The sequence below is a fragment of the Phenylobacterium sp. LjRoot225 genome (genome assembly GCF_964252855.1).
Taxonomy (GTDB): Bacteria; Pseudomonadota; Alphaproteobacteria; order Caulobacterales; family Caulobacteraceae; genus Phenylobacterium.
The window spans coordinates 20642-46805 of the sequence record NZ_CAXUPL020000005.1; the positions used below are offsets into that span (position 1 = coordinate 20642).

A 26164-nucleotide genomic window follows, 5' to 3' on the forward strand; every position below is an offset into this window, starting at 1 on the left:
GGCCGACAGGCGCCGTGAGTTACGACGGGATCTTGGGCCGGTTCACGGTGGGCGCGCTGAACATCGCCGCCAATTCACCCGCGGCCGGATTCACGTAGTCCAGGGGGAGGCCGATAAGGGGAACGTCCGGCGCCGTCCTGGTGTTCGACCGGCGCGCTTCGGCGGTTGCATCCAGGGCCTGAACAATCCGGTGTTGGGGCCCTTCGATCCGAACGGCGGTGAGCACGCCCGTCTCGTAGGCGCCGGTGTCCAGGCCGATCCGATGGCTCAGGAGCTCAGGCGCATCGCTCGCCCAGGTGTGCCCATGCACGATGATCTTCTCGCACCGCCGCTCAGCGGCCAGGAATTCGCGCCGCGCCCAGAGCAGGTCGTCCTCCGTCTGCTCCGCCAGGGAGGCGTCGACGCAGACACCGGCGTGAACGAAGGCGTAGTCCCCAAGCACGATCATCAGATCGAGGTCCTGCAGAAATCGCAAATGCGACGCCGGCATGTTTCCCAGCAGCTCATCGCGGGCGGCGACGAACGCTCGCTCGGGCGCGCCGGGCTCCGGCGAGGCGACGCCATAGGAGCGCAAGGTGGCCCCGCCCCCGAAATGCTCGATCCAGGCTGCGCCGGTCGAGGGCGAATCCAGGAACCGCAGAAATGCCGCCTCGTGATTGCCCTTCAAGAGGAAGAGGCTGGCGCCGAGGTGTCGGCGAAGACCGATCAGCCGCTCGATCACCAGGGCGGAATCCGGCCCCCTGTCGATGTAGTCGCCGCTGAAGATCAGCAAGTTCGGACGTCCCGCAGCGTCCGCCGCGATGTTTCCCAGGAGCGTTTGCAGCAGGTCGAAGCGTCCGTGCACATCGCCGACGGCGTAGACGAGCTGTCCATCCGAACCGCTCCGGGGCGCTCGGGAGCTGCGCCATTTCTTCGCCGCCGCATCGCCGACCACGGCAAGTCCGCCGCCGGCGCGCGCCCGGAGGCGCTGAGCCGTCGTGGGGGCCTGCGGTCCCGGCAGCCCGATGCCGACCGCAGCCGCCGTCCTGACCGCTTGAACGCGGGCCAGCACGTCCTGGGCGGAGGCGGGAGCCGGGATTGAAGCGTCGGTCTGCATATCGGACCTGGGGCGGCGAGCGCCTGGAGATGTCATCTATTATGACTCTCAGCATTGTTTTGCGTAGTCGGCGCTTGCGTTTGATCGACGTCCTTTGAGGCCAGGGCGCGCAGTTCCGTGACGCGGGCGCGATAGAGGTCTTGAGCCGAGGCGGGGTCCTCACGCCGGATGCGGTCGACGCGGATGATCCAGTCCTGCTGATCGCGGCCCAGCGGACCAGGCGTCGCGCTCGAACGCATCGCGGCGGCGAACGCGGCGTTCACCTGTTTGTCGAGGGCCGCGAATGCGACGTCCGGGCAAGGTCCGCCGGCCGTGGCCCCGCCACAGCGCGACTGCGCCTCTGTCTTCGTCTTGGACGCCGTCTTCGCTGAGCGGGGGCTTGTGACCGGGGAGGCTGGCTCACGCGCGGGGACGTCTTCGACGATCCGCGCGGTGCTCAATCTGGCGACGGGCAGGGGGGCGGGCTGCGGTGGGGCGGTCACCGTGGCGCCATTGCTCTGGCTCGCCGTCTCCGGGGTCTCCGCTGGCGGAACGGGCGGCGACCGGCGGCTCTGCGTGACGCCCACGACCGCGGCCACCCCAACGAAGGCGGCAAGCGACCAGCCTATGATGCTTGGGACCAAGCCCGGCCGGGAGGCCCCTCGGCGCATTTCCGAGCCTGCGTAAGCAGGCGCCGGCCCCGGCAGACCGTCCCAGCTTTCCGACTGGGCAGGTCGCTGAGCCGCAAAACCGCCATAGGTCTGCGAGGGTATGGGATTGTCGGTCAGCCCTGATGTTCGGCGGTCGTCCATGGGTCTCACTCTCGGCCGGCCGCGCCCGTAGGCGAGCGAATCCGCGCGGCCGCACGCGTCGGCGGCCATGGCTTGCGGGGCATGGCGAGGATATCGGCGAGCATGGAGGCGATAAACGAACCGATGAAGGCGCAAGTTGGGCCTCACCCGTCGGTTGCGCCGCCCGTCGCCGACCTGACCGCACGGCAGACAGCCTATTTAGCTCATCAGGCTCGACAGCGGGCTAACCTGCCTTGAAGCGGTCGTTGGCCGCGGGTCCCGGCGGATCCGCGGTCGGAGCCCCTTACCGCGGTCCCTTCGGCAGCCCCAGCACCCGCTCGGCGATGATGTTGCGCTGGATTTCCGCGGTGCCGCCGGCGATCGTCTCGGAGAAGGCGTCGAGGTAGTCGTGCGCCCAGCCGTGGGCGCCGACGGTCTCCGGCGCGTCGAGCCCGTAGAGATCGATGGCTGCGGCCGATACCCGCTGGGAGAACTCGGCGAAGGCGACGCGGATCATCGAGCCGCTGGCGTCGGGCACGGACTGCTCGGAATCCAGGGCGAAGCGGTAGTTCATCGCGCGGATCGAGGCGCCCTCGGCTCGCAGCTTGGCGAGGCGCGCCAGCATCTGCGGCCGGTCCTTCGGACAGTCGGCGAGCAGCTTCTCGACCTTCAGGGTGACGCCGATCAGCAGGGCCAGCGCCGCGGTGCCGCGCTCGAAGCTGAGCGTCGACATGGCCGTCGCCCAACCATTGTTCAGTCCGCCGACAACATTCGAGAGCGGAATACGGACGTCGTCGTAGAAGACCTCGCAGTACTTCAGCACGCCGGCCATGGTGCGGATCGGGCGCACGGTGATCCCGGGCGTGTCCATCGGGCAGATCACCCAGCTGAGCGCCTGTGAGATCTTGGCGGTCGGGTCGGTGCGGATCAGCAGCTCCTGCACGTCGCCGATATCGGCGAAGCTCGACCAGGTCTTCTGGCCGTTGATCACCACGGTGTCGCCCTGGACCTCGCCGCGGGTTTTCAGCGAGGCCAGGTCAGAGCCGGCGCCGGGCTCGGAAAAGCCCTGGCACCAGATGTGCTCGCCGTTCAGGATTTTCGGCAGGTAATAGGCCTTCTGCGCCTCGGTTCCGCAGGCCATCAGGGTGGGGCCGGCGTGGTTCAGGCCGACGAAGGAGGCGTTCAGCGGGGTGGGCGCGCCGGCGCGGGCGTATTCCTCGAACCAGACGATCTGCTCCAGGACGGAGAGGCCGCGGCCGCCCAGCTCCTTCGGCCAGGCGACGCCGGCCCAGCCGCCCTCGGCCTGCTTCTTCTGCCAGCCCAGCACGAAGTCGCGCGAGGCGGGGCCGTCTTCCGGCGGCGGTTCGGTCGGGACGTTGGCTTCGAGCCAGGTGCGGGCCTGCTGGCGGAATTCGGCGATGGAGGCGGTCATCATGCGGCGTCCGACCAGGTGGCCAGGGCGGCGGCGCGGGCCTGGCGGCTGCCGCCCCCGAGTTCGCCGGCCAGGGCGCGAAGCCTGTAGGTCCAAAGGTGCAGGGGGAATTCCAGCGTCAGCGCCATGGCGCCGGCAAACTGGTGCAGGTCGTAGGTCAGCTGGGCGATGCGGGTCTGGGCGAAGCCCGCGGCGATCGCCGCGTCGCTCTCGCTGTCGGACCAGGCGGCCCGGAAGGCGAGAAACTTGGTCGACTCCGCCGTCTCCGCCGCCATAGCGAGCCGGTGCTGGATGGCCTGGAAGGCGCCCAGCGGCTGGCCGAAGGCCTGGCGGGTCTTCACATGGTCGAGGATCTGGTCGAGCGCCGAGGCCATGCAGCCCGCCGCCTCGGCCGCCAGGGCGATGCGCCAGCGGCGACGCAGGGCGCCAACGTCCTCGATGCGGGTCTGTTCGACGCCCTCCAGGCTCTTCAGCCGGCCGTAGGGATAGGCGAACAGGGTCTCGATCGTCTCGACGTTTTCGGGCTCGACGGTGATCATCAGGCCATGGTCGCCGCGGTCGCAGAGCAGCACCTGCGCCATCGGCAGGAAGCGCGCGGGCTTGGTCGGATCGCCCGACACCAGCGCCACCGGGCGGGTCCCGACGGGGACGCCGACGGCCGGGGCGACGATGGCGGAGGCGGCGGCCTCGACCACCTGCGGCAGGCGCGCCAGGCGCTCGACGATCAGGGTGGCGTCCAGCGCCGTGAAGCCCTCTTCCCGGGCGATGTCCAGGAAGCCGGATTCCGCCAGCGTCGCGTCGAGCTCGGTCGCATACTCGAACAGGACCGGCTCGGTCGGCGGGGAGGTGTCGACGCCGGCGAGCAGCTGGTCCAGGCCGGCCATGACGCTGGCCTGGTCGTCGGTCAGCTCGTACTTCATCGTCTCTTCTCCCCCGGCAGCTGCAGCCAGCGTCTGGCGGCGAGGTTGAGTTGGATCTCGGCCGCGCCGGAGGCGATGCCGGCGGCGATGGCGCGCTGGTGGTGCGCCTGTTGCACCGGGTCTTCGCCCAGCAGGCCTTCGGGCAGGAACTCGGTCAGGAACTCGTTGACGCCGTTGTCGGCCAGGACGACCGACCAGCGGGCGACGCTGCCGAAGGCGTCCGCCGGCAGGTCGCGCGCCTTGCCGTCGACGATGCGGTAGACCAGCATCCGGGCGGCCTCGCACAGCATCAGCGCGCGGCCGGCCTTCTCCTGGACGATCGGGTCGTCCCAGCGGCCGTCGGCCTTCAGCTTCGCCACCGCGCGGTCGAGGTTGCGGCGGGAGAATTCGTAGCGCGCGATGCCGACCCGCTCGTGCTGCAGGACGTAGTTGATGATCTCCCAGGCTTGGCCCTCGGCGCCCAGCCGGTCCGTCTCCGGCACGAAGACGTCGTCGAAGAAGACCTCGTGGATGTCGCCTTCGCCGATCAGGGCGGGGATCTGCTTCACCTGGATGCCCGGCGAGCTCATGTCGGTCAGCAGGATGACGATGCCGGCCTTGCCCTCCGGCCCACCCGCCGCCGCGGGCACCCGCGCCAGCAGGAAGCAGGTGTTGGCGTGGCCGGCGTAGGAGGTCCAGACCTTGGCGCCGGAGACCTTGTAGCCGCCCGCGACGGGGGTGGCCGTGGTGCGCAGGGCCGCCAGGTCCGAGCCCGCGCCCGGTTCGGAGAAGCCCTGGCACCAGAGCGCCTGGCCGGCCTGGATCGGCGGCAGGTGCTTTTCGAGCTGGGCCGGCGTGCCGTAGCGCATCAGCACCGGGCCGACCCAGTTGATGTTCATGTACTGGCCGCCGCGCGGCTCGCCGGCGGCCCACATCTCCTCGCCGAGGATGAACTGCAGCCAGACCGGCGCGTCATCCCCGCCGTATTCCTTCGGCCAGTTGGGGACCAGCAGGCCTTCTTCGGCGAGGATCGGGCAGAACTCGCGCGAATAGGCCGTCTGGGCGTCGCTGCCCGGACCGTGCAGCGAGATCTGCTCCCAATTCGCGGGGAGGGTGCGCGCCAGCAGTTCGCGGATCCGCGTACGGTGCGCGTCTTCCTCCGCCGACCAACCGAATTCCATAGATCAAACCTTCTCGCTGTCGGCGATGATGGCGCGCCCGAGTTCCCCGGTGCGATGATGGAGCACAGCCGCCTCGCTCAAATGACCTTGAGCTCCTGGAACTCCACTATGCGCGCCTCGTCGTAGCCGAGCTCGCCCAGGATCTCGCGCGTGTGCTCGCCGATCAACGGCGGCGGACGGCGGATCGTGGCGGGGCTCGCCGACATCTGCGCCAGCGGGCTGGCGATCAGATCGACCGAGCCGGCCTCGGCGTGAGGGTGGGGCGTCGTCGCGCGCAGCTTGCGGTGTTCCACCTGCGGATCCTGCCAAACCTCGTCGAGCTCGTTGTACTTGGACGCCGGGATGCCGACGCTGTCGAACTTGGCGAGCAGGTCGGCGACCGTGATCTGGCTGGACCAGGCGTTGATGATCCTGATCAGCTCGGCCTGGCCCGAGCGGGCGCGCTTGAAGTTCGAATCGAACCGGTCATCGGTGAACAGCTCGGGCTGGCCCATCAGCACGGTCAGGCGGCGGTAGTGCTCATCGGTGCCGGCGGTGAGGTAGACGATGCCGTCGCTGGCGTGGAGCAGGTCGGCCGGGCCGCCGCCATTGCCGCCGTTGCCGAGCCTGGGCGGGGCGACGCCGCTGATCAGGTAGTCCTGCATGATGTGGCTGACCATCGCCACCGAGGTGTCGAGCAGGGCGATGTCGATGTACTGGCCTTCGCCGGTGCGCGTCCGGTGCATCAGCGCGGCCATGATCGCCAGCGCGGTGTTGTGGCCGGTGATGAAGTCGACGAGGCTGGGGCCGGCCTTGAGCGGTCCGGCGCCCGGCTGGCCGTCGGGAATGCCGGTCACCGCCATCATGCCGCCCTGGGCCTGGAACAGGCCGTCGTAGCCGGGCAGGGCGGCGCTGGGGCCGGTCTGGCCGTAGCCGGTGACCGAGCAGTAGATCAGGCGCGGATTGATCGCCTTCAGGCTCTCGTAATCCAGCCCGAAGCGCTTGAGATCGCCGACCTTGTAGTTCTCGATCAGCACATCGGCCGTCTCGGCCAGCTTGCGGATGATCTCCTGCCCCTCGGGCTTCGAATGGTTGAGCGTGATCGACCGCTTGTTGCGGTTCGAGACGGTGAAGAAGCTCGACTGGCGGGTCTCGACGCCGTCCTTGCCCTTGACCCACGCGGTGCCGTAGCCGCGACCGTCGTCGCCGACGCCGGGACGTTCGACCTTGATCACGTCAGCCCCGAGATCGCCGAGGATCTGGGCGCCCACAGGCGCCGCGAACACCCGGCTCATGTCGATCACGCGGATGCCTTCGAGGGCGCTGGGTGTCGTCGTCATAGGCTGCCTGTAGGGACGAGCGTCAATTGGGCCGCATTGATCATTTCCGGGCCGTAACGGCAAGAGCGGCGGGGGCGGGTTCTGCGGCGGCGATAAGATGCTGCCCCTCAGACGATCGGGCTTTTCTGACCGCGCCCGGCGCCATGATCAGCTAAGGTCTGGACCCCGGCGCCTCGGCTCAGTAGGGATTGCTCCGCATTTCACGTATCGGGAGCCAAGGCGATGTCGGGTGAGGGATCCTACCATCCCAGCCAGGACCAGCTGGAGATCGTCGGCGCGGTCGACGATGCGCTGGTCGAGCTCCTGCCGCTCGCCCGGCTGCACCAGAGCGCTGAAGAAACCGCCGACGTCTGGACCCAGCTCGACGGCCTGGGCGCGTTCGGGATCAGCCTCGCCGAGGAGGCCGGCGGCAGCGCCCTTGGCGCGGCCGAGGAGGCGCTGATCGTCCTGGCGCTGGGCCGCCGGCTCGCCTCGCCGACGGTGCTGGCGACGATCGCCGCCGCCCACGTCGTTCCCGCGGAGCTGCGCACCGGCGCCGCCGGAACCGCGCGCGTCGTCGGCGCCTATCGCCGGGGCGATCAGGTGGTGGTGATCGGAGACCCCGACGCCCAGCTGGTGCTGCTGCGCGACGGAGCGGGCGCCGCCCTCCACCGGCTGGATGGGCCCAACGCCGAGCTCGACAGCCGCAACTGGGTCGCCCGGCTGCAGGGCGTCAGCAAGCTGGGCGAGCCGCTGGCGCGCTTCGACGAGGCAGGTCTGCTGCGCCTGCGGCTGCTGGACGCCGCGGCCCTGGCGGGCGTCGCCCAGGCGGCGCTGGAGATGGGCGTCGAATACGCCCAGATGCGCGAGCAGTTCGGCCGCCCGATCGGCTCGCAACAGGCGATCAAGCACCACTGCGCCAACATGGCGATCCAGGCGCGTTGCGCCCGCGACCAGGTCAGTTTCGCCGCGGTCGCGCTCGACCAGGGCCGCGCCGACGCCGCCATCAGCGTCGAGAGCGCGTTCTTGATCGCCAGCACGGCGGCGATCGAGAACGCCGGCAAGAACATCCAGATCCATGGCGGGATCGGCTTCAGCGACGAGGCGGACCCGCACCTGCTGGTCAAGCGCGCCCAGCTGCTCACCGCCGTCGCCGGCGGGGTCGAGGCGGCGACGGAGCGGCTGGCCGACCTGCCGTCGGTCGCCTGAGCCCGCACGCCCACACCTTCCAGCTCTTGTTTGAGGACTCCGCAGAATGACCACGCAGGTCGCGATCATCACCGGCGCCAGCAGCGGGATCGGCTGGGGCACGGCCGTCAAGCTGCACGAGATGGGGATGGCCGTCGTCGGCGTCGGCCGCGACGCCGAGAAGCTGGCCAAGCTGGAAGCGGAGATCGGCGATCCGGCGCGGGTGGCGACCCTGGCGGTCGACATCACCGACGACGCGGCGCCGAAGGCGATCGTCGACCTGGCGCTGGAGCGGTTCGGCCAGATCGACTTCCTGATCAACAACGCCGGGGCCGGCAGCCCCAAGCCGCTGCACGAGACCGACGACGAGACCCTCGACTACTTCCTGGGCCTGATGCTGCGCGCGCCGTTCCGGCTGGCGCGCGACGCCATCGTCCACATGAAGCCGGGCTCGGCGATCATCAACATCTCCTCGACCTTCGCGGTGATCGGCGGACGTCGCGGCGGCGCCTATTCGGCGGCCAAGGGCGGCATCACCGCGCTGACCACCCATATCGCCTGCCAGTACGGGGCCGAGGGCATCCGCTGCAACGCCGTGGCGCCCGGCGTCACCGTCACCCCGATGGTGGAGCACCGCCTTGAGGACGAGATGTTCAAGCGGATCAACGTCGAGATGACGCCTTACCCGCGCCTCGGCACGATCGAGGACATCGCCTCGACCATCGCCTTCCTCTGTTCGCCGGGCGGCTCCTATATCAACGGCCAGACCATCGTCGTCGACGGCGGCTGGAGCTCCACCAAATACCTGTCGGAACGCGCGCTCAGCACCGACTGGGTTCCGCGCAAGGCCTAAACCCATAGCCGGCCGGCCTGACCTCCGGCACACTCTCCCGCAGGGTCGGCGGCCGGAGGCTAAGGCCGGGTTGACGACTACTCAACAACGTCGTTGATTAGCGGCCAGTCGGAACGGGCGGCGGCGCGGAGACGCCCGGGGCCCCCAGACGTACGAGCCCCGAGAACGGCTCGCCAGGGAGGATGTCGGGATGTCGATGCAGTTTGGGCGCTATATCGCTGAACGGCCTGCCGGCCTGGCCGAGGGCTGGACGCTGGAGCGGCTCACTCCGATGAGCCGCCTCTACGGCGCCAACGGCCTGCGCACCGGCGCGGACGGACGCATCTATGTGGCCCAGGTGTCGGGCAGCCAGATCAGCGCGATCGATCCCGAGACCGGCGCGGTTGAGGCGATCAGCCCGATGGGCGGCGGGATCGTCGCCCCCGACGACCTGGCGTTCGACGACGAGGGCAATCTCTACGCCACCGAGATCACCGAGGGACGGGTCAGCGTCCTGACGCCCAAGGGCGAGACCCGGGTGATCTACGGCGACCTGCCGGTCGCCAACCCGATCACCTTCCACCAGGGCCGCCTGATCGCCGGCGAACTGCGGATGGGCGGGCGCATCGTCGAGCTGGACCGGAACGGCGGCGCCCCGCGCGTCATCGCCGAAAACGTGCCGATGCCCAACGCCTTCGAGGTCGGGCCGGACGGGATGCTTTACTATCCGGCCCAGGCGGTGAACGAGATCTGGCGCGTCGGCCTGGACGGCGGGACGCCGGAGCGGGTGGCCGGCGACCTGGGCGTGCCCGATTCCGTGAAGTTCGATTCCAAGGGCCGGATCGTTTCGACCCAGGTGCACAGCGGCCAGGTGCTGCGGATCGACCTGCGCACGGGCTCGCGCGAGGTGCTGGCGGACATTGCGCCGGGACTCGACAACGTCACCTTCGTCGGCGACCGGATCTTCGTCTCCAGCATCTCCGGCCAGGTCAACGAGATCCTCGAGGGCGGCAAGCTGCGCTCGGTCATCCCGGACGGCTTCAACTGGCCCCTGGGCCTTACCGTGGGCGAGGACGGCGTGCTGTTCGTGGCTGACGGGCCCTTCTGCTACAACCTCAAGCCCGGCGGGAAGCCGGAGCTCGCCGGCATGCTCTTCACCCCGGGCTGCCCGGGCTACACCCGCGGCGTCGCGGCGTCCGGGCCCGGCGAGGTGACCGTCACCACGGCGACCGGCAGCGTCGCGCGCTGGCGGCCTGCGCAGCAAGAAAGCGAAGTGCTCGCCGACGGCTTCGACCGGCTCTACGGCGTGGCGATCGCGCCCGGCGGGGCCGTGGTGTTCGCCGAGGCTGGTACGGGCCGCGTGCTCTCCGTCGAGGCCGGCAAGCTCGAGGTGCTGGCGACTGGCCTCAAGGAGCCCTCGGGCGTGGCGGTCGGGTCGGACGGCGTCGTCTACGTCGCGGAATCCGACGGCGGCCGGGTGGCCAAGATCTCCGGCGGCAAGGCCGAGACCGTGGTGGACGGCCTCAAGCAGCCCCAGGGCCTGCTGGCGCGCGCCGGACGGCTCTACATCGTCGATGCGCTCGCCAAGACGCTCATCGAATACGACCTGGCCAGCGGCGCCCGCAGCATCATCGCCTCCAACCTGCCGGTCGGCGCCCCCCCGGGCGTCGTTCCCAAGTTCCTTGGTGCGATCGGCAACCTTTCGGGCCCCATGGGGCCGTTCGCCGGGGTCGCCGCGGGACCGAACGGGGCGCTCTATGTCTCGGCCGACGCCGAAGGCTGCGTGCTGGCGCTCCGCCCGGCCTGAGGTCCGAGAGCAACCGCGTCGCTTACATCAGGAGAGACTATGTCGAAGTTCGACCAGGACACGGCGATCAAGGCGGTGGCGCTGCACCAGCTGATCGCGGAATGGGGCTATGAGCTGGACTTCAACGGCGGGCTGACCATGCCGCGGCTTTGCACCGAGGACTGCCGCTACCTGGTCGGCGGAACGCCCTACCTCGGCCACGCCGCCATCCTGAAGTTCTACAGCGACCGCGGCGAGCGTGTCCGCACCCAGCAGAAGGACGGCGTCCGGACCCAGCGCCACACGATTTCCGGCCTGCGGGTGTCGTTCCCGGCCGCGGACTCTGCGCAGGTCATCTTCCTGCTGGTGAACTATTCCGCGGAAGGCAAGGCCCCGGCGCTCAACCTGGTCGGCCCGACGATCATCGCCGATTGCCAGATGGAGTGCCGCCTCGAAGCCGACGGCGAATGGCGCATCGCCCTGTTCGACAGCACCCCGGTCTTCATCGGCAATGACCCGTTCCTGAATGCGTCGGTCGCCCCGGGCCAGACCCGCTGACCCGGAGCCCGATTCCGCTAAGTGGATCCAGTTTGTGAGCAGACACGATCAAGCTCTTGATTCGAGAGCGTGATCGCAATCCTCCAACAGGCGCGCCAGCGACTCGACGCCGGCCACGAGGCTCGCTTCGTCCCAGGCGGCGTAGCCGAGGAGGAACCCCTGGCGTCCGTGCGCCGCCGCGGCGTGGTTGGAGAGCGGATCAAGATTGAGGCCACGCGTGGCGGCGAAGGCTGCAATCTCGACGTCCGAATGCCGGTTCGCCAACGCGGGGCTCAGGGCGACCGCCAGGTGCATGCCCACTTCCTGCGGCAGGATGGTCACCGCCGTCCCCAGCCGCGCCCCAAGCGCCGCGGCGAGCGCCTCCCGCCTTAGTCCCATCTGCAGGCGAAGCGTGCGCAGGTGCTTGGCCAGACCGCCGCCAGCGATGAACTCGGCCAGGGCCGGCTGAGCCCCGGTGGCGACCAGGACCCCGTCGCGCCCTGGCCTTGACGAGCTGGGCGATCAGCGAGCGTGGCCCGACGACATAGCCGAGCCGCAGGCCCGGGAAGGTGATCTTCGAAAAGCTGCCGATCGACAGGACCGCCTCACTGCTGTCGAGGCTCGACAGCGCCGCCATGGGACGCCCGGCGAAACGCAGCTCGCTGTCGTAGTCGTCGGCGATGATGACGGCGTCGTTCTCATGCGCCCAGTCGATCAGCGCGACGCGCCGCGACAGGCTGAGGGCTGCGCCCGACGGAAACTGACGCGACGGCGTGACCAGGGCGAACCGCGCCCTCGGCGCCAGCCGGCGGCCGGCGGCGACATCCAGCCCTTCGGCGTCGACGGGCACCGGCGCCACCTTCAGCCCCTCCCGCTGCAGGATCCGCCGCGCCCCGACATGGCCTGGATCTTCGACCCAGACCTGTGCGCCGCGGGAGCCGAGGGCGCGGCCGATCCGATGGAAGGCGTCCTCGAGGTGGATGGCTTCTACTTCGGCGGCCGTCGCCCACGCGATCCGGACCGGCCGCATTCGGGCCGCGGCGGCAAGGGGTTGCCGCGAACCAGCAAGACCTCCGCCTTGGCCATGGTCGAACGGCCGCAAAGCCGCGAGCCCGGAGCTCCGGCCGGCCGCGCCGGGGCGGCCGTTATTGAGGACCTCTCGGCAAATGAGGCGGAGCGGGTGTTGGAGGCGGCGGCGGCCTGCGAAGATACGCACCTGATGACCGACGAGTGGAAGGCCTTCGCGCCCCTGGGTGCGGCAGGCTTCTGCGCCCACGACACCGTGCGGCACAGCGTCAGCGAGTACGCCCGCGGGATCGTCCACACCAACTCCGCCGAAGGGTTCAACAACCGAGTCCGGCGCACGATCGCCGGGGTCTTCCACCACATCAGCCCCAAGCACGCCGATCTCCATTTCCACGAGATCGGTTTCCGCTGGTCTCAGCGGGTGGTCGCCGGTCAGACGGTGCGACGATCGAGGAAGGGCCGCGAAACAGCGCAGACGGTCTGGACCCGGGTCGCGCCCGCCCTACAACTTCCCGCTGTCCTCGCCCACGCGGTCGGCCGCCAAATGCGGCGCACCAAGGACGGCGGCATCAGCATCCAATCGTCCATTGCTGTCTTTGGTTGATAAGGGCCGCGTTGTTTAGCGAACAAATATCGCGCTGCTCTCCATATGCGCCTGGAAGGGCTGCGGAAGTTGTGTCTGCGGTTCGATAGCCCTTCTCCCCTTGTGGGAGAAGGTGTCAGCCGCAGGCTGACGGATGAGGGGTCTCGCTCCATCGCCTGATTTTCCAGTGGCTTAGCCGGATAGGTCGATCGACCCCTCATCCGACCCGCTTCGCGGGCCACCTTCTCCCACAGGGGGAGAAGGATGCAGGCGCTTCGTAGGCGATTGCCCTGCCCATGAAGGGGAGGGCGGGTCCCCCGGCTAGCGCTTGCCGAACACCGGCTTGCGCTTTTCCTTCAGGGCCTGAATCGCCTCTTGGTGATCGGCGCCGCGGACGGTGAGGGACTCGTAGGCGATGCCGGCGTCGAGCACTGCGTGGGTGATCCGCTTGAGCTCCAGATTGGTCAGGATCTTGGTGTAGCGGATCGCATTGGACGAGCCGGCCAGCAGCTTGTCGCAAAAGGCCTCGACCGCGGCGTCGAGCTCGTCGAGCGGCAGGGCGTGGTTGACCAGGCCGATCTCCGCGGCGCGCTTGGCGCCCAGCAGCTCGCCGGTGAGCAGGAATTCCTTGGCCCGTCCGAGGCCGATGCGTTGGGCCCAGATGGCCGCCCCGCCGTCGCCGGCCACCAGGCCGATGTTGACGTGCGGGTCGCCGATCTTGGCGGTGTCCGCGGCGAAGATCACGTCGCACATCAGGGCCAAGGTCGCGCCCAGGCCGACCGCATGGCCGTTCATCCGGCAGATCAGCGGCTTATCGACGTCGAGCATGGCGAAGATGATGCGCTTGGCCGCCCGGGCTTCCTGGTCGAACAACTCGGGGTTGGTGGCGTTGCGCCACATGTGGTCGAGGTCGCCGCCCGCCGAAAAGGCGCGGCCGGCGCCGGTGAGCACGACGACGTCGGAGCCCTGGTCCTGGCCGGCGAACAGGAAGACCTCGGCCAGCTCCTCGTGCAGGGCGAGGTTGACGGCGTTCAGCGAGTCCGGCCGGTTCAGGGTGATCGTCAGCAGGCGATCTTTCCGGACGAGCTCGATGGTCTCGTAGCGCGGCAGATCATCGGACGCGGTCATGTCGGACTTCTCCCTGCCGGCGATCGCGCCGGGCCGAAGCTCTGTCGCCTAAGCCGCTTCCCGGCGCAACAGGGCGGTGCGCTTGCAGCGGCAGACGAGCTCGTCGTCCTGGTTGAACGTCCGGTGCTCGAACACCACCAGGCCCTGGGTCGGCCGCGACTTGCTCGGCCGCTTCTCGAGGACCGTGGTCTCGACGCGCAGGGTGTCGCCGATGAAGACGGGCTTGGGCATGACCACCTCGTCATAGCCCAGGTTCGCCACCAGGGTTCCCAGGGTGGTGTCGCCCACCGAGATGCCGATCATCAGGCCGAAGGTGAAGATGCCGTTGACCACGATCCGCCCGAACTCCGTCGATCCGGCGAAGACCGCGTCGAGGTGCAGGGGCTGCGGATTGTGGGTCAGGGTGGAGATCAGCAGGTTGTCGGTCTCGGTCACCGTCCGGCGCAGGTCGTGCAGGATGATCTCGCCGATTTCCCAGGCGTCGTAGAGCTTTCCGGCCATTACTTCACCTCGCTGGGGTCGAGCTTGACCAGCAGCACGTGCTCGGCGACGCGGTCGCCCTTCTTGACCGACAGGGACGCTACCACGCCGTCGAACGGCGCCGTCAGGGTGTGCTCCATCTTCATGGCCTCGAGCACCAGCAGGGGCGCCCCCTTGCTGACCGTGTCGCCGACCGCGACCATCACCTCGATGATCAGGCCGGGCATGGAGGACTCCACCCCGCCGTCGCCGTCCGAGCCCTCGGGCCCGGCTTCCACGCGCGGCAGCGTCAGGACGTAGGGCTCGCCGTCTTCGAAGACGATGAAGTCCCGTCCGGAGACGACGACGTGCAGGGCCGACGGCTGTGCGCCCGGCGAGATCTGCGCGGTGTAGCGGGTTCCCTCGTGGTCCAGTGGCACGCGGAACGACGGGTCGGCGTTCACCCGGAAGCCCGTCAGCGCCGGCGGGACGCCCGCGCGCCTCACCATCTCGTTGGCGGCGGCCTGCAGCACGCGCTCCGAGGGTTCGGCCGGCGGCAGCAGGCTGGCCAGCCGCTCGCCGATGAAGCCGGTGTCGACGGCGCCGGACAGGAAGTCCGGGTCCGCCAGGCAGCGGGCCAGGAAGCCGGCGTTGGTCTTCACCGGATAGACCTCCACGGCGCGGCAGGCGGCGGCGAGCTTGGCCGCCGCGGCCTGGCGGGTCGGGCCATGGACGATCAGCTTGGAGATCATCGGGTCGTAGAAGGGCGTCACCACCCCGCCTTCTTCGACCGCGCTGTCCAGCCGGATGTCGCTGGGCGTGCGGAAATGATCGAGCCGGCCGATCGAGGGCAGGAAGCCGGTGTGCGGGTTCTCGGCGTAGAGCCGCGCCTCGATGGCGTGGCCGCGGCGCGGGATTTCGGCCTGGGTCAGGGGCAGGGGCTCGCCTGAGGCGACGCGCAGCTGCCATTCGACCAAGTCCTGGCTGGTGATGGCCTCGGTGACCGGATGCTCGACCTGCAGCCGGGTGTTCATCTCCATGAACCAGATCCGGTCGGCCTTGAGGCCGTCGGTCGTGTCGGCGATGAACTCGATGGTGCCCGCGCCGACGTAGCCGACGGCCAGCGCCGCGCGGACCGCAGCCTGGCAGACCGCCTCGCGCACTTCGTCGGTCATCCCCGGCGCCGGCGCCTCCTCGATCACCTTCTGGTGGCGGCGCTGCAGCGAGCAGTCCCGTTCGTAGAGGTGCACGGCGTTGCCGTGGGAGTCGGCGAACACCTGGACCTCGATGTGCCGCGGCCGGGTCGCATAGGTCTCCAGCAGCACGTGGTCGTCACCGAACGACGCCTTCGCCTCACGTCGGCAGGACGTCAGGGCCGCGGCGAAGTCCTTCGCCGCATCTACCTTGCGCATCCCCTTGCCGCCGCCGCCGGCCACGGCCTTGATCAGCACCGGAAAGCCGATGCGCTCGGCCTCGGCGAGCAGGGTCGCCTCGGACTGGTCGTCGCCCATGTAGCCGGGCGTCACCGGCACGCCGGCCTCGGCCATCAGCTTCTTGGCGGCGTCCTTCAGGCCCATGGCGCGGATCGAGGACGGCGGCGGGCCGACCCAGATCAGGCCGGCCGCGGTCACCGCCTCGGCGAAGTCGGCGTTCTCGGACAGGAAGCCGTAGCCCGGGTGGATGGCCTGGGCGCCGCTCTGCAGCGCCGCCTCGAGGATCTTGGCGCCCACCAGATAGCTCTCGCTCGCCGGGGCCGGGCCGATCGCCACGGCCTGGTCGGCCTCGCGGACGAAGGGCGCCTGAGCGTCGGCCTCGGAATAGACCGCGACGGTGCGGATCCCGAGGCGCCGGCAGGTGCGGATGATGCGGCGAGCGATTTCGCCGCGATTGGCGATGAGAAGCGAGCCCAGCATGGTCACATCCGGAACAGGCCGAAGCGCGGAGCCTCGGCGATGGGGGCGTTGAGCGAGGCGGAGATGGCCAGGCCGAGCACGTCTCGGGTCTGGGCCGGATCGATGATGCCGTCGTCCCACAGGTGGCCCGAAGCAAAGTAGGGGTTGCCTTCCTCTTCGTACCGCGCGCGGATCGGATCCTTGAAGGCGGCTTCTTCTTCGGCGCTCCAGGCGCCGCCCTTGGCCTCGATGCCGTCGCGCCGGATGGTCGCCATCACGCTCGCGGCCTGCTCGCCGCCCATGACGGAGATCCGCGAATTTGGCCAGCTGAACAGGAATCGCGGGCCGTAGGCGCGGCCGCACATGCCGTAGTTGCCGGCCCCGAAGCTGCCGCCGATCAGGACGGTGAACTTGGGCACGCTGGCGGTGGCCACCGCGGTGACCATCTTGGCGCCGTGCTTGGCGATCCCGCCCGCCTCGTAGCGGCCGCCGACCATGAAGCCGGAGATGTTCTGCAGGAAGACCAGCGGGATGCGCCGCTGGCAGGCCAGTTCGATGAAGTGCGCCGCCTTCTCCGCGCTCTCCGAGAACAGCACGCCGTTGTTGGCCAGGATGGCGACCGGATAGCCCCAGATGCGGGCGAAGCCGGTGACCAGGGTGGTTCCATAGAGCGGCTTGAACTCCTGCATCTCGGAGCCGTCGACGATCCGGGCGATGACGTCGCGCACGTCGTAGGGCTCGCGCAGGTCGGTGGGGACGATGCCGTAGAGCTCGCGCGGGTCGTAGCGCGGCGGCCGCGGCTCGGCGATGTCGATGTCGGGGCGCTTCACCGTGTTCAGGTTGCCGACGATCTCGCGAACGATCGCCAGGGCCTGCTCGTCATTGGCGGCGACATGGTCGACGACGCCGGACTTGCGGCCATGGACGTCGGCGCCGCCGAGGTCCGTGGCGCTGATCACCTCGCCGGTCGCCGCCTTCACCAGCGGGGGGCCGGCCAGGAAGATGGCGCCCTGGCTCTCCTCGCCGGCGCCGCGGACGATGACCGCCTCGTCGCTCATCGCCGGGACATAGGCGCCGCCGGCGGTCGACAGGCCCATGACGCAGGCGATCTGGGCGATGCCCAGGGCGCTCATATTGGCCTGGTTGTAGAAGATGCGGCCGAAGTGCTCGCGATCGGGGAAGACCTCCGCCTGGTGCGGCAGGTTGGCCCCGCCGCTGTCCACCAGATAGACGCAGGGCAGGCGATTTTCCTGAGCGATTTCCTGTGCCCGCAGGTGCTTCTTCACCGTCATTGGGAAGTAGGCGCCGCCCTTCACCGTCGCGTCGTTGGCGACGACCATGACTTCGCGGCCCATCACCCGGCCGATCCCGGCCACCACGCCCGCGCTCGGCGCCTCGTTGTTGTAGAGGCCGAACCCGGCCAGCTGGCCGACCTCGAGGAAGGGCGAGCCGGGGTCCAGGACGTATTCGATGCGGTCCCGGGCGAGCAGCTTGCCGCGCTTCTGGTGACGCGCGCGCTGCTCCGCCGGCCCGCCGGCCATGACGGTGGCCGCGTGTTCCCGCAGCTCGGCGACCAGCTGCAGATTGTGCGCCTGGTTGCGCTTGAACGCCTCGCTCATCGGATCGACGGCGTTGGGAAGAACGGTCACGGATGTCCTCCGATCAGATCGCAGCGAGAGACGGCGCCGTCACCGGCGCCTCTCGGCCAGATTCGGGTTCGCACAGGCCGGGCGCCCCTTCAATTGTCCGCACTTCTAACGGCCCGGCCTAATTGACGGAAATTGAAAGATTACCGGCTCGGTGATAGGCGCTGCCTATGAGGCATATGCTGCGGTATTTCCTGGCGGTCGCCGAAGCCGGAAACTTCAGCCGCGCCGCCAAGCGCGTCGGGGTGACCCAGCCTAGCCTGTCGGCGGGCGTCGCCAAGCTGGAGGGCCAGCTGGGCGTCCGCCTGTTCGATCGGGACAAGCACAAGGTCGCCCTGACCCCGGCCGGGAGCCGGTTCCTGGTGCGCGCGCGCCGCATCGCCGCCGAGTACGAGCTGGCCGTCCAGGAAGTCCAGCATGCGCCCGAGCCCCGGACCTTGCGCGTCGGGGTGCTGCTGACCATTCCGACCGCGGTGTTCGAAACCATGCTCGCCCGTCATCGGCTCGCCGGCGCCAACGAGGTGCTGGAGATCCTGGAGGGGACGGAGCGCGACCTCACCGAGCGGCTGGACCGCGGCCGGCTCGACATCGCGCTCACCGTGGTCCGTCCCCACCACGCGCGCTTCCGGCCCGAGCTGTTGCGGGGCGAGCGCTATCTGATGGTGCTGCCGCGCGACCACGCGCTCGCCGACGCCGAGTTCGTCCAGGCCGAGCAGCTGGCCGGCGACCGGATGGTGGTGCGGCGCCACTGCGAGGCCCTGCCGGAGATCAGCCGCTTCTTCAGCGAACGCGGCGTGCGTCCGCGCTTCGTGCTGAAGACCACCAGCGACCAACGGATGCTGGCGGTCGTCCGCGCCGGCCTCGGCATCGGCATGATGCCGGAAAGCTTCCACGACCCCCTGGTGCGGTTCGTCCGGGTGGTGGACTTCGATCTGCAGCGGGAGGTGGGCGTCCTCTACGGCGCCGACCGTGACGACCTGCGCCATGACGCCAGCCCGTTCGTCGCCCTGCTGCGGGAGCAGTACGGGCGGGGCCGGCCGGCCTGATCGCCGGGGCCTTAGGTGATTACAGGGAAGCGACCGTCGTCCATCTCCTTGTGGAGCTGTAGCCCCGTCGTGTCGAAGGCGTCGGCCGGCCCGCCGTTCCAGCAGGCGTCCGCCGGATTGACGATGACGATATAGGTCCAGCGGGGCTTGTCCGTCAGGTTCGCTCCAGCGCCATGCACGCACATGTTCGAGTGCACGGTCACGTCGCCGGCGGCGTAGGACAGCTGTCCGCTGTCGGTGCAGTCGTCGAGCAGCTCCGGGTAGCTGTCGAGAAGGTTGCCCTTTCCATATGTCGCATAGTGACCCATGACCCCGTAGCGGTGGGAGCCGTTGAGGAACCTCATGGTGCCGAGCTCGGGGGGCATGTCGGTCAGGGCCATCCAGAAGACCATGCCTCCCGATCGATCTGAGGCCGAGGCGGCGTAGTCCTGATGCCAGTCAGAGCTGCCGTTTCCGCCGTGCTCGGCGGCGCTCCCGGACGGCAGCTTGACGGCGAAATAGTCGGTGAAATAGCGGATCCCGATGGGCGCGCGGCGCGCCATCAGCGCCCTTGCGCCGCGTCCGACGTGATCGATGATCGGCCTCAGGAGCGGGTCGTCGAGGCCGCGCATGGTCAAAGGGTTGAAGTAGGAAAAGGCCATTGGCGGCGGATTCCTGTCACCCTTCTCGCCCATCAGGTCCGTCGCCATCGCAAGAAGTTCAGCAACCTGCGGAGCCGGAATGAACTTCTCGAGCTTCACCCAGCCGTGCTGCCGGTAGTGGTTGATTTCCTCGGGCGTCACCGACCGAAACGCACTGCTCTTGTCCTTCGCCGCGACTTCCATCTCTCCGGTGTTCCCTTCCCAATCCAGCTTGGCGAACTTGCGTCATCGCCTGAGGCCTTTCGGCCTCGATCTGAAACGCATGCCTATCGACGGGTCGGGAACGGTCCAAGACGGAGTTGTTTAGCCCCCTAAAGCTTCCCGCGCGGCGCGGGTACGAATTCGCGGTCGAGCATGTTGTGCAGCTCACCCATGATGCGGGCGAGCGCGGCGCGATCCTCGTCGGACAGGCGCTTGTAGTAGCGGACGAAGGTCGACTCGCGGCCCATCTCCGCGACGACGGCTACGGCCTTTGCAGCGCCCTCCGACGTGAGGCTCAGGACGAAGGCCCGGCGATCCTCCTGGCTCGGCGAGCGCACCAGCAGCCCATTGCGCTCAAGCTTGGCGATGCGGGCGGACAGGACCGCATTGGACACGTGAAGCGTCTGCGCCAGATCCGTCGCCCGCAGGGGCTTGGGGCGCTTAATCCTCAACGCCCCAAGCAGATGCAAGTCGGCGACGCTGAGCCCGTTGCGCCGCGCGATCCGGTCGAGGTCCGTCGCCAGCATGTGGCCGACATTGAAGGTATGCCACTGAGCGGCGAAATAGCTGACGTCCAGGTCAAGCTCGGCATAGAAGGCCGTGGCCGCCTCGAGTTCGTCGACCGGTCGTTGTCTCATCGCATCGACTCCGCGTGGAAGCGACGGCGATCGCGTGGCGTTTTACCCCCATCGGCGACGCAACCGGATTTCAGGGGTGATGTGGGTGGTCTCGAGCAACCCGGTCCCGTCGATCTTCTCGTAGGTCTCAAGGTAGTGGCCATAGCCGGTCATCAGCGAGAACGCACTGCCTGACGGAAAATAGAGTCGGTCCGTCATCGACCAGATGCCCCTGGCGGTCGTGTCGCTGGTGAACTCAAGCTCGAAGTTGTGGCCCTGATGGACGCTGACGATCCCAAGGCTCGACATGCCGTCTGACCTCCAGGCGGCGCGTCCGCGGAGGACGACGTTCGTCGCGGGAATGAAGTCTCGTCCCGTCGCAGGGTCCGTGCAGCAGCCCATATAGTCGAGCACGCAGTCCTCGGCCAGCACCGCGCACACGAGATCGCCGTCGCAGCTGTCGTCTGAGACGCTGGGGAGGTCCGCCGTCGAGCGAAATTGGTGGATCATCACCCCCGCCGACACGGCCCTCGGCCTGCCGGACGTGAGGCGATCTCCTATGCCGTTCGGGAACCATCCGGCTGGCGTTCCGCAGCTGAAGAGGCTGGCGCCTTGGGCTGGGTGGCCCGGACAAGCCGGGCCAGGACGGATTTATTGGGGCGGCGGGGCTCGGTCGTTCAGCAGGCCTGAGAGGTCGACCCACCTTGCAATCCGATCCGAAATCAACAACACTGTTGATCTATCCAGATTGGGATCGAATATGACCTGCAAGCCCAGCCCGTGCCCTGCGCCTGAAGACGTCGACATCGCCGCCCTGCGGGAGCGGTACCGCCAGGAGCGGACGCTGCGCACCCGGGCCGAGGGCCAGGAGCAGTATGTCCGTCCGGTGGACGATTTCGCGGAGGTCTACGAAGGCGACCCGCACATGCCGGTCCTGCCGCGGGATCCGATTTCCGAGGACCTCGACGTGGCGGTCCTGGGCGGCGGCTGGGCGGGCGTCCTCACCGGCTATCACCTGAGCAAGATGGGGGTCTCCAACTTCCGGGTCATCGACCACGCGGGCGACTTCGGCGGGGTTTGGTACTGGAACCGCTACCCGGGCCTGAGCTGCGACAACGACGCCTACTGCTACCTGCCGCTGCTCGAGGAGATGGGCTTCCTGCCGTCGAAGAAGTTCGCCGACGGCTTTGAAATCCGTGAATATTGTCAGAGCATCGCGCGCAAGTTCGGCTGCTACGAGGGCGCGCTTTTCCACACCCTGGTCACCTCGCTGCGCTGGGACGAGGCGATCAAGCGCTGGCGGGTCACCACGGACCGTGGCGACGAGCTTCGCGCCCGCTTCGTGGTCATGGCCAACGGCCTGCTGAACATCCCCAAGCTGCCGGGCATCCCCGGAATCCACCAGTTCAAGGGCAAGATGTTCCACACCGCGCGCTGGGAGTACGACTACACCGGCGGCGACCAGAAGAACCCGACGCTCGACAAGCTGGCCGACAAGCGGGTGGCGATCGTCGGCACCGGGGCGACCTCCGTCCAGGCGGTCCCCTTCCTCGGCAAGTACGCCAAGCAGCTCTATGTCCTGCAGCGCACGGCCTCGACCGTCGACCAGCGCCTGAACGTGGCGACCGATCCGGAATGGGCGAAGTCGCTGAAGCCGGGCTGGCAGCGCGAGCGGCAGATGAACTTCCATCATAATGCGATGGAGGTTCCGGCCCCGGGCGAGGGCGACCTGATCTGCGACATCTGGACCGAGATCAACCGCAACCTGGCGGCCGAGTTCGACGTCACGGGCTGGCCGCAGTCGGCCGAGGAGTACGTGGCCAGGCGCGAGGTCATGGACTACCGGGTGATGGAGCGGCTGCGGGGTCGCGTCGAAAGCATCGTCCAGGACAAGCAGGCCGCCGAGATCCTCAAGCCCTGGTACCGCTATCTCTGCAAGCGGCCGGCCTCGAACGACGACTATTACGACACCTTCAACCGGCCCAACGTGAAGGTCATCGACGTGTCGAAGACCCAGGGCGTCGAATGCCTGACCGAGCACGGCTTCGTCGCCGACGGCGTCGAATACGAGCTCGACTGCCTGATCTTCGCCAGCGGGTTCGAAGTCACCAGCGATCTCGACCGCCGCTGGGGCATCGATGTGGTCGAAGGCCGCAATGGCGCGTCGATTTACGATCACTGGGCCGCCGAGTTCCGCACCTTCCACGGGATGATGACCCACGGCTTCCCGAACCAGTTCTTCACCGGCTTCATCCAGGGCGGGGTGAATTCCTCGACCACGGAGACCTTCAGCCAGCAGGGCAAGCACATCGCCTGGATCATCCGCCAGGCGCTGGAGCGCGGCGTCGCCGCCGTCGAGCCCAGCCTCGAGGCGCAGAACGCCTACGTCGACCATATCCGCGCGACGGCGATCGACATCTCCGCCTTCCAGCGCGAGTGCACGCCCAGCTACTTCAACAACGAAGGCTCGGAAGTGGTGAACCAGAAGGGCGAAAAGAAGCTTCGCTCCTACCTGGGCGAGACCTATGGGCCTGGCTACTACGTCTTCGAACAGCTGCTCGAGGACTGGCGCGCCGAGGGCGGCATGGAAGGCCTCGTCCTGACGAAAGACCTCGTCGAGGCCTGAGCCGGACGTCTACCTCCCCTATCGCCCTACGATGGGGGAGGATCCGGCTCATCCGGTCTCGTCGATAAAGTCCGCTATCCGTTGACGACGGCGATCGACGGTGAGGCGGGTTACGTCTGGCCGGCCATAATGCCCGGCGAGATCGAAATTCTGCCGTTCCCCGCGCACCAGCGCGTGATCCAGTTCGGCGACGATCAGCACCTCGCGGTCGATGATCGGCTCGACCAGGAAACGACCATCCGGAAGCGCGATGGCCGATCCGCCGTTGGCCAGGAACGGACCGCTGTTCGCCAGTATCTCCGCCAGAGCCGGGGTGTCGGCGGGAAAGTCCTGCGGGCGCATGAGGCCCGACACCGACACGACAAATCCGCGGGCTTCGCGGGCGACGAACCGGGTCAGGTCCTGGGTGTTGTGCAGTCCGCCTGGCCAGGCGGCGATGTGCAGGTCTTCGCCCTGCGCATAAAGGGCGGCCCGCGAAAGCGGCATCCAGTTTTCGAAACAGTTCAGGCCGCCCACCCGAAAGGGCGCAAGGTCATGCACGCGCAGGCCATGGCCGTCGCCCTGAGCCCATGCCATGCGCTCTTCGTAGGTCGGCTGTAGCTTGCGGTGAACCGAGCCGATGCGGCCTTCGGCGTCGATATAGACGAGGCTGCAATAGAGGCTGTGGCCGCCGCGGTCGGGCGCGCGCTCCATCACGCCGATATAGATCGACAGGCCATGGCGGCGGGCGACCGCCTGGAGCGGTTCGAGATCGCCACGCTCGATCACCACGCCCTGATCGAGATACTGGGCGAAGATCGCCTTCTGCTTGGGGTCGTCGAAACGGGCGCCGTCCGTGCGCTCGATCCAGAACGGATAGCCGGGGGCCAGGGCCTCGCCGAAGACGACCAGGCGGCATCCTTGCGACGCCGCCAGCTCCGCGACGGCGCACGCCTTCTCAAGGGTTTCCGTCCGCCTGAGCCACACCGGCGCGATCTGGGCCACGCCGATGACGAGGATGTCTTGCCGCCGCCCGGTTTCGGACGCCTTGGTTCGGAGAATCTCCATGGTCATGCCTTTCCGCCGGGGGCCGAGGTGGCGAACAATCCGGCGTCGTCGCCGAACGCCTTGAACTCCAACGCATTGCCCGAGGGGTCCAGGAAGAACAGCGTCGCCTGCTCGCCCGGCTGGCCTTTGAAACGCACGTGGGGCTCGATCAGAAATTGGACGCCGGCCGCCGTCAGACGCGCGGCCAGCGCCTCCCACGGGCCCATCTCCAGCACCACGCCGAAGTGGGGGACCGGAACGTCGTGACCGTCGACGGGGTTGTGGACCTCCGTCACGCTCATGTCCGGTTTCAGATGGGCGACGATCTGGTGGCCATAGAGATCGAAATCGATCCAGGTTTCGGCGCTGCGCCCCTCGGGACAGCCCAGCAGCGTCCCGTAGAAGGCCCGCGCCGCAGCCAGGTCATGGACGGTGAAGGCAAGGTGGAACGGGCGCATGATCTCCCTCGATTTGGGTCCGCGCGGCCAGCTCTAGGCTGATCAGAGTGCATGGTATAGTGCCCGATGGCGCACCCATACATGATCAAAACTCATGAAAATCGACTCATCACACGGCCTCAGCGACGCTCAGGTGCTCTCCGCGCTTCCTGCCTTCGAGGCGGCGGCCAGGCTCGGCAGCCTCACCCGCGCGGCGCGGGAATTGGGCGTGACCCAGAGCGCCCTGTCGCGCCGCATCGCGGCCCTGGAGCGGGGGTTGGGCGTCGCGCTGTTCTCCCGCCGCGGCCGCGCCATCGCGATCACGGGCGACGGCTTGCGCCTCGCCGAAGCCGCCGGCGACGCCATGCGCCTGATCGAGCGCATGCGCGGGGACCTTGGCGGCGTGATCGCCGGTTCGATCCGGGTCGGCGCCTTGCCATCTATCGGCGGGCTGTGGCTCGCGCCCAGATTGCCAGGCTTCCTGGCGGCCCACCCGGCTGTCACCGTGTCGATGGTGATGATCGACGCCGACTTTGCGGACGCCCACAAGGATCCGGTCAACTGGGATCCATCCACGGTCGACGTGGTCCTGACCTGGGGGCGGGGCGGCTGGCGGTCCTTGTCCGTGCGTCGCCTGGCCAAGGAAAGGATGTCGCCGGTCTGCTCGCCCGCCTTCGCTGAAGCCCATGGTCTGGAGCAGGCGGCGAATTTCTGGAGGGCGCCGCGGCTGGCGCACACGACCCGCGCCGACGCCTGGAGCGCCTATGCGCGGGCGACGGGCGTGGAGATTCCCGGCGACGCCCCGCCGGTGAGGCTCGAACTGGAGCATTTCTTCATCTTGCTGGAGGCGGCGCGAGCGGGGGCGGGCCTGGCCCTCCTGCCGGATCTATTCGTCGCGGCGGATCTCGCATCCGGGCGCCTCGTCGCGCCGGCGCCGGCCTGGGCGACCGGGGCCGTCTATGCCGCCGTGGCGAGCCCGGCCGCCCTCGCCAGGCCCCTGGTCGCGGCCTTCGTCGACTGGCTTAGCGAACAGTCGGACGGCGCTCAGGCCCCCTTGTTGGGCCCAGAAAAACCAGGGTTGGGGCGATAGGCGCCTGTGAGGGGGCTGAATGACCACCATTCAGCGTCGGCTATCAGCCATCCACCCCTGAACCGCCCTTCAGGTCCGAACTAACGAACCGCCCAAATCTGGTACGCTCCCTTGCTTCCACCTTGAATGAGCTCAGCGCGCCGGTCGCGAGGCCAGGAGGGCAATAAAGGCTTGCGTCAGGCGCTGGATGTCGAGCTCCGGCCGGATGATCCGGCTCGCCATCAGGCCGTCGAGGAAGACCGACACCAGGATCGCGAGCTGGGCTGCGTCATCGCGTCCCGCAAGGGACTGGGTGAGGATGGTTGTCTCGCTGGCGTAGAACTGCCGGATCGCCTCGTCTGTCTCAGCACTGCGACGGTCGGACACGGCGTAGTCCAGCATGATCTTGAGGAAGCCGGAGGTCGGCCGCGACAGAGATATGTTGCTGGCGATCCAGGCGTTGAGATCCTCGCCACGGCCCTCGCCCTTGATCTCGGCGTAGCAGGCCAGCATGTCCTGCAGCGACTTGCGCAGGACATACCGGAACAGGTCGTCCTTATCCTTGAAGTAGTAGTAGATCAGGCCCGGGGCCACGCTCGCCGCACGGCCCAGGTCCTTGTTCGTCACATTGTCGAAGCCGACCTCGGAGAACAGCTTGAGGGCGGCGTCCGCGATCGCCTCACGGCGATCGTCCACCCCGGGGCGCGCCTCGCCGGACGCGTCTGCTCGAGGTGCGGCCCCGCTCTTT

The 26164-nt window shown here is 68.5% G+C and carries 25 protein-coding genes; 8 read left to right on the forward strand and 17 right to left on the reverse strand.

Annotated elements, in window-relative coordinates; translation table 11 throughout:
• Nucleotides 1–19: 19 nt before the first annotated feature.
• From ACSQ2B_RS23625 to ACSQ2B_RS23650, 6 genes are all read right to left on the reverse strand, one after another.
• Nucleotides 20–1096 (reverse strand): metallophosphoesterase family protein, encoded by a 1077-nt coding sequence (locus ACSQ2B_RS23625; RefSeq protein WP_436053803.1) that lies wholly within the window; start codon nt 1094–1096, stop codon nt 20–22.
• Between the two features lie 32 nt (nt 1097–1128).
• Nucleotides 1129–1887 (reverse strand): hypothetical protein, encoded by a 759-nt coding sequence (locus ACSQ2B_RS23630; RefSeq protein ID WP_436053804.1) that lies wholly within the window; start codon nt 1885–1887, stop codon nt 1129–1131.
• Between the two features lie 283 nt (nt 1888–2170).
• Nucleotides 2171–3301, reverse strand: a complete 1131-nt coding sequence (locus tag ACSQ2B_RS23635; RefSeq protein ID WP_436053806.1) for an acyl-CoA dehydrogenase family protein — start codon at nt 3299–3301, stop codon at nt 2171–2173.
• A complete protein-coding gene (locus ACSQ2B_RS23640; protein WP_436053808.1) occupies nt 3298–4218 on the reverse strand; it encodes an acyl-CoA dehydrogenase family protein in 921 nt (306 codons plus the stop codon). Before ACSQ2B_RS23640 ends, ACSQ2B_RS23635 begins: the two co-directional genes overlap by 4 nt.
• Nucleotides 4215–5378, reverse strand: coding sequence for an acyl-CoA dehydrogenase family protein (locus tag ACSQ2B_RS23645; protein WP_436053810.1), 1164 nt, complete (start codon nt 5376–5378; stop codon nt 4215–4217). Before ACSQ2B_RS23645 ends, ACSQ2B_RS23640 begins: the two co-directional genes overlap by 4 nt.
• 77 nt (nt 5379–5455) lie before the next feature.
• Nucleotides 5456–6697: a CaiB/BaiF CoA transferase family protein gene (locus tag ACSQ2B_RS23650; protein ID WP_436053811.1), complete on the reverse strand. Its 1242-nt coding sequence runs from the start codon at nt 6695–6697 to the stop codon at nt 5456–5458.
• A gap of 222 nt (nt 6698–6919) precedes the next feature.
• Here ACSQ2B_RS23650 and ACSQ2B_RS23655 point away from each other — a divergent pair, with 222 nt between their 5' ends.
• The 4 genes from ACSQ2B_RS23655 to ACSQ2B_RS23670 all read left to right on the forward strand — a co-directional run bounded on the left by ACSQ2B_RS23655 (nt 6920) and on the right by ACSQ2B_RS23670 (nt 11040).
• On the forward strand, nt 6920–7885 hold the full coding sequence (locus ACSQ2B_RS23655; RefSeq protein WP_436053813.1) for an acyl-CoA dehydrogenase family protein: 966 nt from the start codon (nt 6920–6922) through the stop codon (nt 7883–7885).
• Nucleotides 7886–7931: 46 nt separating this feature from the next.
• Nucleotides 7932–8717, forward strand: a complete 786-nt coding sequence (locus tag ACSQ2B_RS23660; protein ID WP_436053815.1) for an SDR family NAD(P)-dependent oxidoreductase — start codon at nt 7932–7934, stop codon at nt 8715–8717.
• A 190-nt stretch (nt 8718–8907) separates the two neighbouring features.
• Entirely contained in the window at nt 8908–10503 is a 1596-nt protein-coding gene (locus ACSQ2B_RS23665) for a Vgb family protein (protein WP_436053817.1), read from the forward strand.
• A gap of 39 nt (nt 10504–10542) precedes the next feature.
• Nucleotides 10543–11040 carry a nuclear transport factor 2 family protein gene (locus ACSQ2B_RS23670; protein ID WP_436053819.1) on the forward strand — a complete coding sequence of 166 codons (498 nt, stop codon included), beginning with the start codon at nt 10543–10545 and terminating at the stop codon, nt 11038–11040.
• Nucleotides 11041–11239: 199 nt separating this feature from the next.
• Here the strand turns inward: ACSQ2B_RS23670 and ACSQ2B_RS23675 are convergent, their stop codons facing one another.
• Entirely contained in the window at nt 11240–12049 is an 810-nt protein-coding gene (locus ACSQ2B_RS23675) for an aminotransferase class I/II-fold pyridoxal phosphate-dependent enzyme (protein WP_436053821.1), read from the reverse strand.
• Between ACSQ2B_RS23675 and ACSQ2B_RS23680 the strand changes: the two genes are divergently transcribed.
• Nucleotides 11942–12649, forward strand: coding sequence for an IS1595 family transposase (locus ACSQ2B_RS23680; RefSeq protein WP_436054046.1), 708 nt, complete (start codon nt 11942–11944; stop codon nt 12647–12649). The two genes, ACSQ2B_RS23675 and ACSQ2B_RS23680, sit on opposite strands and share 108 nt — an antisense overlap.
• A 300-nt stretch (nt 12650–12949) precedes the next feature.
• Here ACSQ2B_RS23680 and ACSQ2B_RS23685 read toward each other — a convergent pair whose 3' ends face one another.
• Genes ACSQ2B_RS23685 through ACSQ2B_RS23700 form a run of 4 tightly spaced genes read right to left on the reverse strand, consistent with a single transcriptional unit; the run spans nt 12950 to nt 17726 of the window.
• Complete coding sequence (locus ACSQ2B_RS23685) at nt 12950–13756, reverse strand: enoyl-CoA hydratase/isomerase family protein (RefSeq protein WP_436053822.1); 807 nt, start codon at nt 13754–13756, stop codon at nt 12950–12952.
• 48 nt (nt 13757–13804) lie between these two features.
• Nucleotides 13805–14257, reverse strand: coding sequence for a MaoC family dehydratase (locus ACSQ2B_RS23690; RefSeq protein WP_436053824.1), 453 nt, complete (start codon nt 14255–14257; stop codon nt 13805–13807).
• The gene (locus ACSQ2B_RS23695; RefSeq protein ID WP_436053826.1) at nt 14257–16128 is read right to left on the reverse strand and encodes an acetyl/propionyl/methylcrotonyl-CoA carboxylase subunit alpha; all 1872 of its coding nucleotides are present in this window, start codon (nt 16126–16128) and stop codon (nt 14257–14259) included. The genes ACSQ2B_RS23690 and ACSQ2B_RS23695 overlap by 1 nt, the downstream gene beginning before the upstream one ends.
• 2 nt (nt 16129–16130) lie before the next feature.
• Complete coding sequence (locus ACSQ2B_RS23700; RefSeq protein WP_436054047.1) at nt 16131–17726, reverse strand: carboxyl transferase domain-containing protein; 1596 nt, start codon at nt 17724–17726, stop codon at nt 16131–16133.
• Nucleotides 17727–17923: 197 nt separating this feature from the next.
• Here ACSQ2B_RS23700 and ACSQ2B_RS23705 point away from each other — a divergent pair, with 197 nt between their 5' ends.
• Nucleotides 17924–18799: a LysR family transcriptional regulator gene (locus ACSQ2B_RS23705; protein ID WP_436053828.1), complete on the forward strand. Its 876-nt coding sequence runs from the start codon at nt 17924–17926 to the stop codon at nt 18797–18799.
• 11 nt (nt 18800–18810) lie between these two features.
• Here ACSQ2B_RS23705 and ACSQ2B_RS23710 read toward each other — a convergent pair whose 3' ends face one another.
• The 3 genes from ACSQ2B_RS23710 to ACSQ2B_RS23720 all read right to left on the reverse strand — a co-directional run bounded on the left by ACSQ2B_RS23710 (nt 18811) and on the right by ACSQ2B_RS23720 (nt 20768).
• Nucleotides 18811–19623, reverse strand: coding sequence for a phytanoyl-CoA dioxygenase family protein (locus tag ACSQ2B_RS23710; RefSeq protein ID WP_436053830.1), 813 nt, complete (start codon nt 19621–19623; stop codon nt 18811–18813).
• Nucleotides 19624–19751: 128 nt separating this feature from the next.
• On the reverse strand, nt 19752–20279 hold the full coding sequence (locus ACSQ2B_RS23715) for a MarR family winged helix-turn-helix transcriptional regulator (RefSeq protein WP_436053832.1): 528 nt from the start codon (nt 20277–20279) through the stop codon (nt 19752–19754).
• 42 nt (nt 20280–20321) lie between these two features.
• Nucleotides 20322–20768, reverse strand: a complete 447-nt coding sequence (locus ACSQ2B_RS23720) for a nuclear transport factor 2 family protein (protein WP_436053834.1) — start codon at nt 20766–20768, stop codon at nt 20322–20324.
• A 250-nt stretch (nt 20769–21018) separates the two neighbouring features.
• Here ACSQ2B_RS23720 and ACSQ2B_RS23725 point away from each other — a divergent pair, with 250 nt between their 5' ends.
• Complete coding sequence (locus ACSQ2B_RS23725) at nt 21019–22884, forward strand: flavin-containing monooxygenase (protein ID WP_436053836.1); 1866 nt, start codon at nt 21019–21021, stop codon at nt 22882–22884.
• Between the two features lie 48 nt (nt 22885–22932).
• Here ACSQ2B_RS23725 and ACSQ2B_RS23730 read toward each other — a convergent pair whose 3' ends face one another.
• Both ACSQ2B_RS23730 and ACSQ2B_RS23735 read right to left on the reverse strand, forming a co-directional pair.
• Entirely contained in the window at nt 22933–23868 is a 936-nt protein-coding gene (locus ACSQ2B_RS23730; RefSeq protein WP_436053838.1) for a carbon-nitrogen hydrolase family protein, read from the reverse strand.
• 65 nt (nt 23869–23933) lie between these two features.
• Nucleotides 23934–24368: a VOC family protein gene (locus tag ACSQ2B_RS23735; RefSeq protein ID WP_436053840.1), complete on the reverse strand. Its 435-nt coding sequence runs from the start codon at nt 24366–24368 to the stop codon at nt 23934–23936.
• 94 nt (nt 24369–24462) lie between these two features.
• Here ACSQ2B_RS23735 and ACSQ2B_RS23740 point away from each other — a divergent pair, with 94 nt between their 5' ends.
• Nucleotides 24463–25437, forward strand: a complete 975-nt coding sequence (locus tag ACSQ2B_RS23740; RefSeq protein WP_436053841.1) for a LysR substrate-binding domain-containing protein — start codon at nt 24463–24465, stop codon at nt 25435–25437.
• 132 nt (nt 25438–25569) lie between these two features.
• Here ACSQ2B_RS23740 and ACSQ2B_RS23745 read toward each other — a convergent pair whose 3' ends face one another.
• Entirely contained in the window at nt 25570–26112 is a 543-nt protein-coding gene (locus tag ACSQ2B_RS23745; protein ID WP_436053843.1) for a TetR/AcrR family transcriptional regulator, read from the reverse strand.
• Nucleotides 26113–26164: the final 52 nt, after the last annotated feature.

What these genes read in the sequence shown, in the direction of transcription:
- ACSQ2B_RS23625 (WP_436053803.1), bottom strand. Translation starts at nt 1,096, where the DNA reads ATGCAGACCGACGCTTCAATCCCGGCTCCCGCCTCCGCCCAGGACGTG.
- ACSQ2B_RS23630 (WP_436053804.1), bottom strand. Translation starts at nt 1,887, where the DNA reads ATGGACGACCGCCGAACATCAGGGCTGACCGACAATCCCATACCCTCG.
- ACSQ2B_RS23635 (WP_436053806.1), bottom strand. Translation starts at nt 3,301, where the DNA reads ATGATGACCGCCTCCATCGCCGAATTCCGCCAGCAGGCCCGCACCTGG.
- ACSQ2B_RS23640 (WP_436053808.1), bottom strand. Translation starts at nt 4,218, where the DNA reads ATGAAGTACGAGCTGACCGACGACCAGGCCAGCGTCATGGCCGGCCTG.
- ACSQ2B_RS23645 (WP_436053810.1), bottom strand. Translation starts at nt 5,378, where the DNA reads ATGGAATTCGGTTGGTCGGCGGAGGAAGACGCGCACCGTACGCGGATC.
- ACSQ2B_RS23650 (WP_436053811.1), bottom strand. Translation starts at nt 6,697, where the DNA reads ATGACGACGACACCCAGCGCCCTCGAAGGCATCCGCGTGATCGACATG.
- ACSQ2B_RS23655 (WP_436053813.1), top strand. Translation starts at nt 6,920, where the DNA reads ATGTCGGGTGAGGGATCCTACCATCCCAGCCAGGACCAGCTGGAGATC.
- ACSQ2B_RS23660 (WP_436053815.1), top strand. Translation starts at nt 7,932, where the DNA reads ATGACCACGCAGGTCGCGATCATCACCGGCGCCAGCAGCGGGATCGGC.
- ACSQ2B_RS23665 (WP_436053817.1), top strand. Translation starts at nt 8,908, where the DNA reads ATGTCGATGCAGTTTGGGCGCTATATCGCTGAACGGCCTGCCGGCCTG.
- ACSQ2B_RS23670 (WP_436053819.1), top strand. Translation starts at nt 10,543, where the DNA reads ATGTCGAAGTTCGACCAGGACACGGCGATCAAGGCGGTGGCGCTGCAC.
- ACSQ2B_RS23675 (WP_436053821.1), bottom strand. Translation starts at nt 12,049, where the DNA reads ATGCGGCCGGTCCGGATCGCGTGGGCGACGGCCGCCGAAGTAGAAGCC.
- ACSQ2B_RS23685 (WP_436053822.1), bottom strand. Translation starts at nt 13,756, where the DNA reads ATGACCGCGTCCGATGATCTGCCGCGCTACGAGACCATCGAGCTCGTC.
- ACSQ2B_RS23690 (WP_436053824.1), bottom strand. Translation starts at nt 14,257, where the DNA reads ATGGCCGGAAAGCTCTACGACGCCTGGGAAATCGGCGAGATCATCCTG.
- ACSQ2B_RS23695 (WP_436053826.1), bottom strand. Translation starts at nt 16,128, where the DNA reads ATGCTGGGCTCGCTTCTCATCGCCAATCGCGGCGAAATCGCTCGCCGC.
- ACSQ2B_RS23700 (WP_436054047.1), bottom strand. Translation starts at nt 17,726, where the DNA reads ATGAGCGAGGCGTTCAAGCGCAACCAGGCGCACAATCTGCAGCTGGTC.
- ACSQ2B_RS23705 (WP_436053828.1), top strand. Translation starts at nt 17,924, where the DNA reads ATGAGGCATATGCTGCGGTATTTCCTGGCGGTCGCCGAAGCCGGAAAC.
- ACSQ2B_RS23710 (WP_436053830.1), bottom strand. Translation starts at nt 19,623, where the DNA reads ATGGAAGTCGCGGCGAAGGACAAGAGCAGTGCGTTTCGGTCGGTGACG.
- ACSQ2B_RS23715 (WP_436053832.1), bottom strand. Translation starts at nt 20,279, where the DNA reads ATGAGACAACGACCGGTCGACGAACTCGAGGCGGCCACGGCCTTCTAT.
- ACSQ2B_RS23720 (WP_436053834.1), bottom strand. Translation starts at nt 20,768, where the DNA reads ATGATCCACCAATTTCGCTCGACGGCGGACCTCCCCAGCGTCTCAGAC.
- ACSQ2B_RS23725 (WP_436053836.1), top strand. Translation starts at nt 21,019, where the DNA reads ATGACCTGCAAGCCCAGCCCGTGCCCTGCGCCTGAAGACGTCGACATC.
- ACSQ2B_RS23735 (WP_436053840.1), bottom strand. Translation starts at nt 24,368, where the DNA reads ATGCGCCCGTTCCACCTTGCCTTCACCGTCCATGACCTGGCTGCGGCG.
- ACSQ2B_RS23740 (WP_436053841.1), top strand. Translation starts at nt 24,463, where the DNA reads ATGAAAATCGACTCATCACACGGCCTCAGCGACGCTCAGGTGCTCTCC.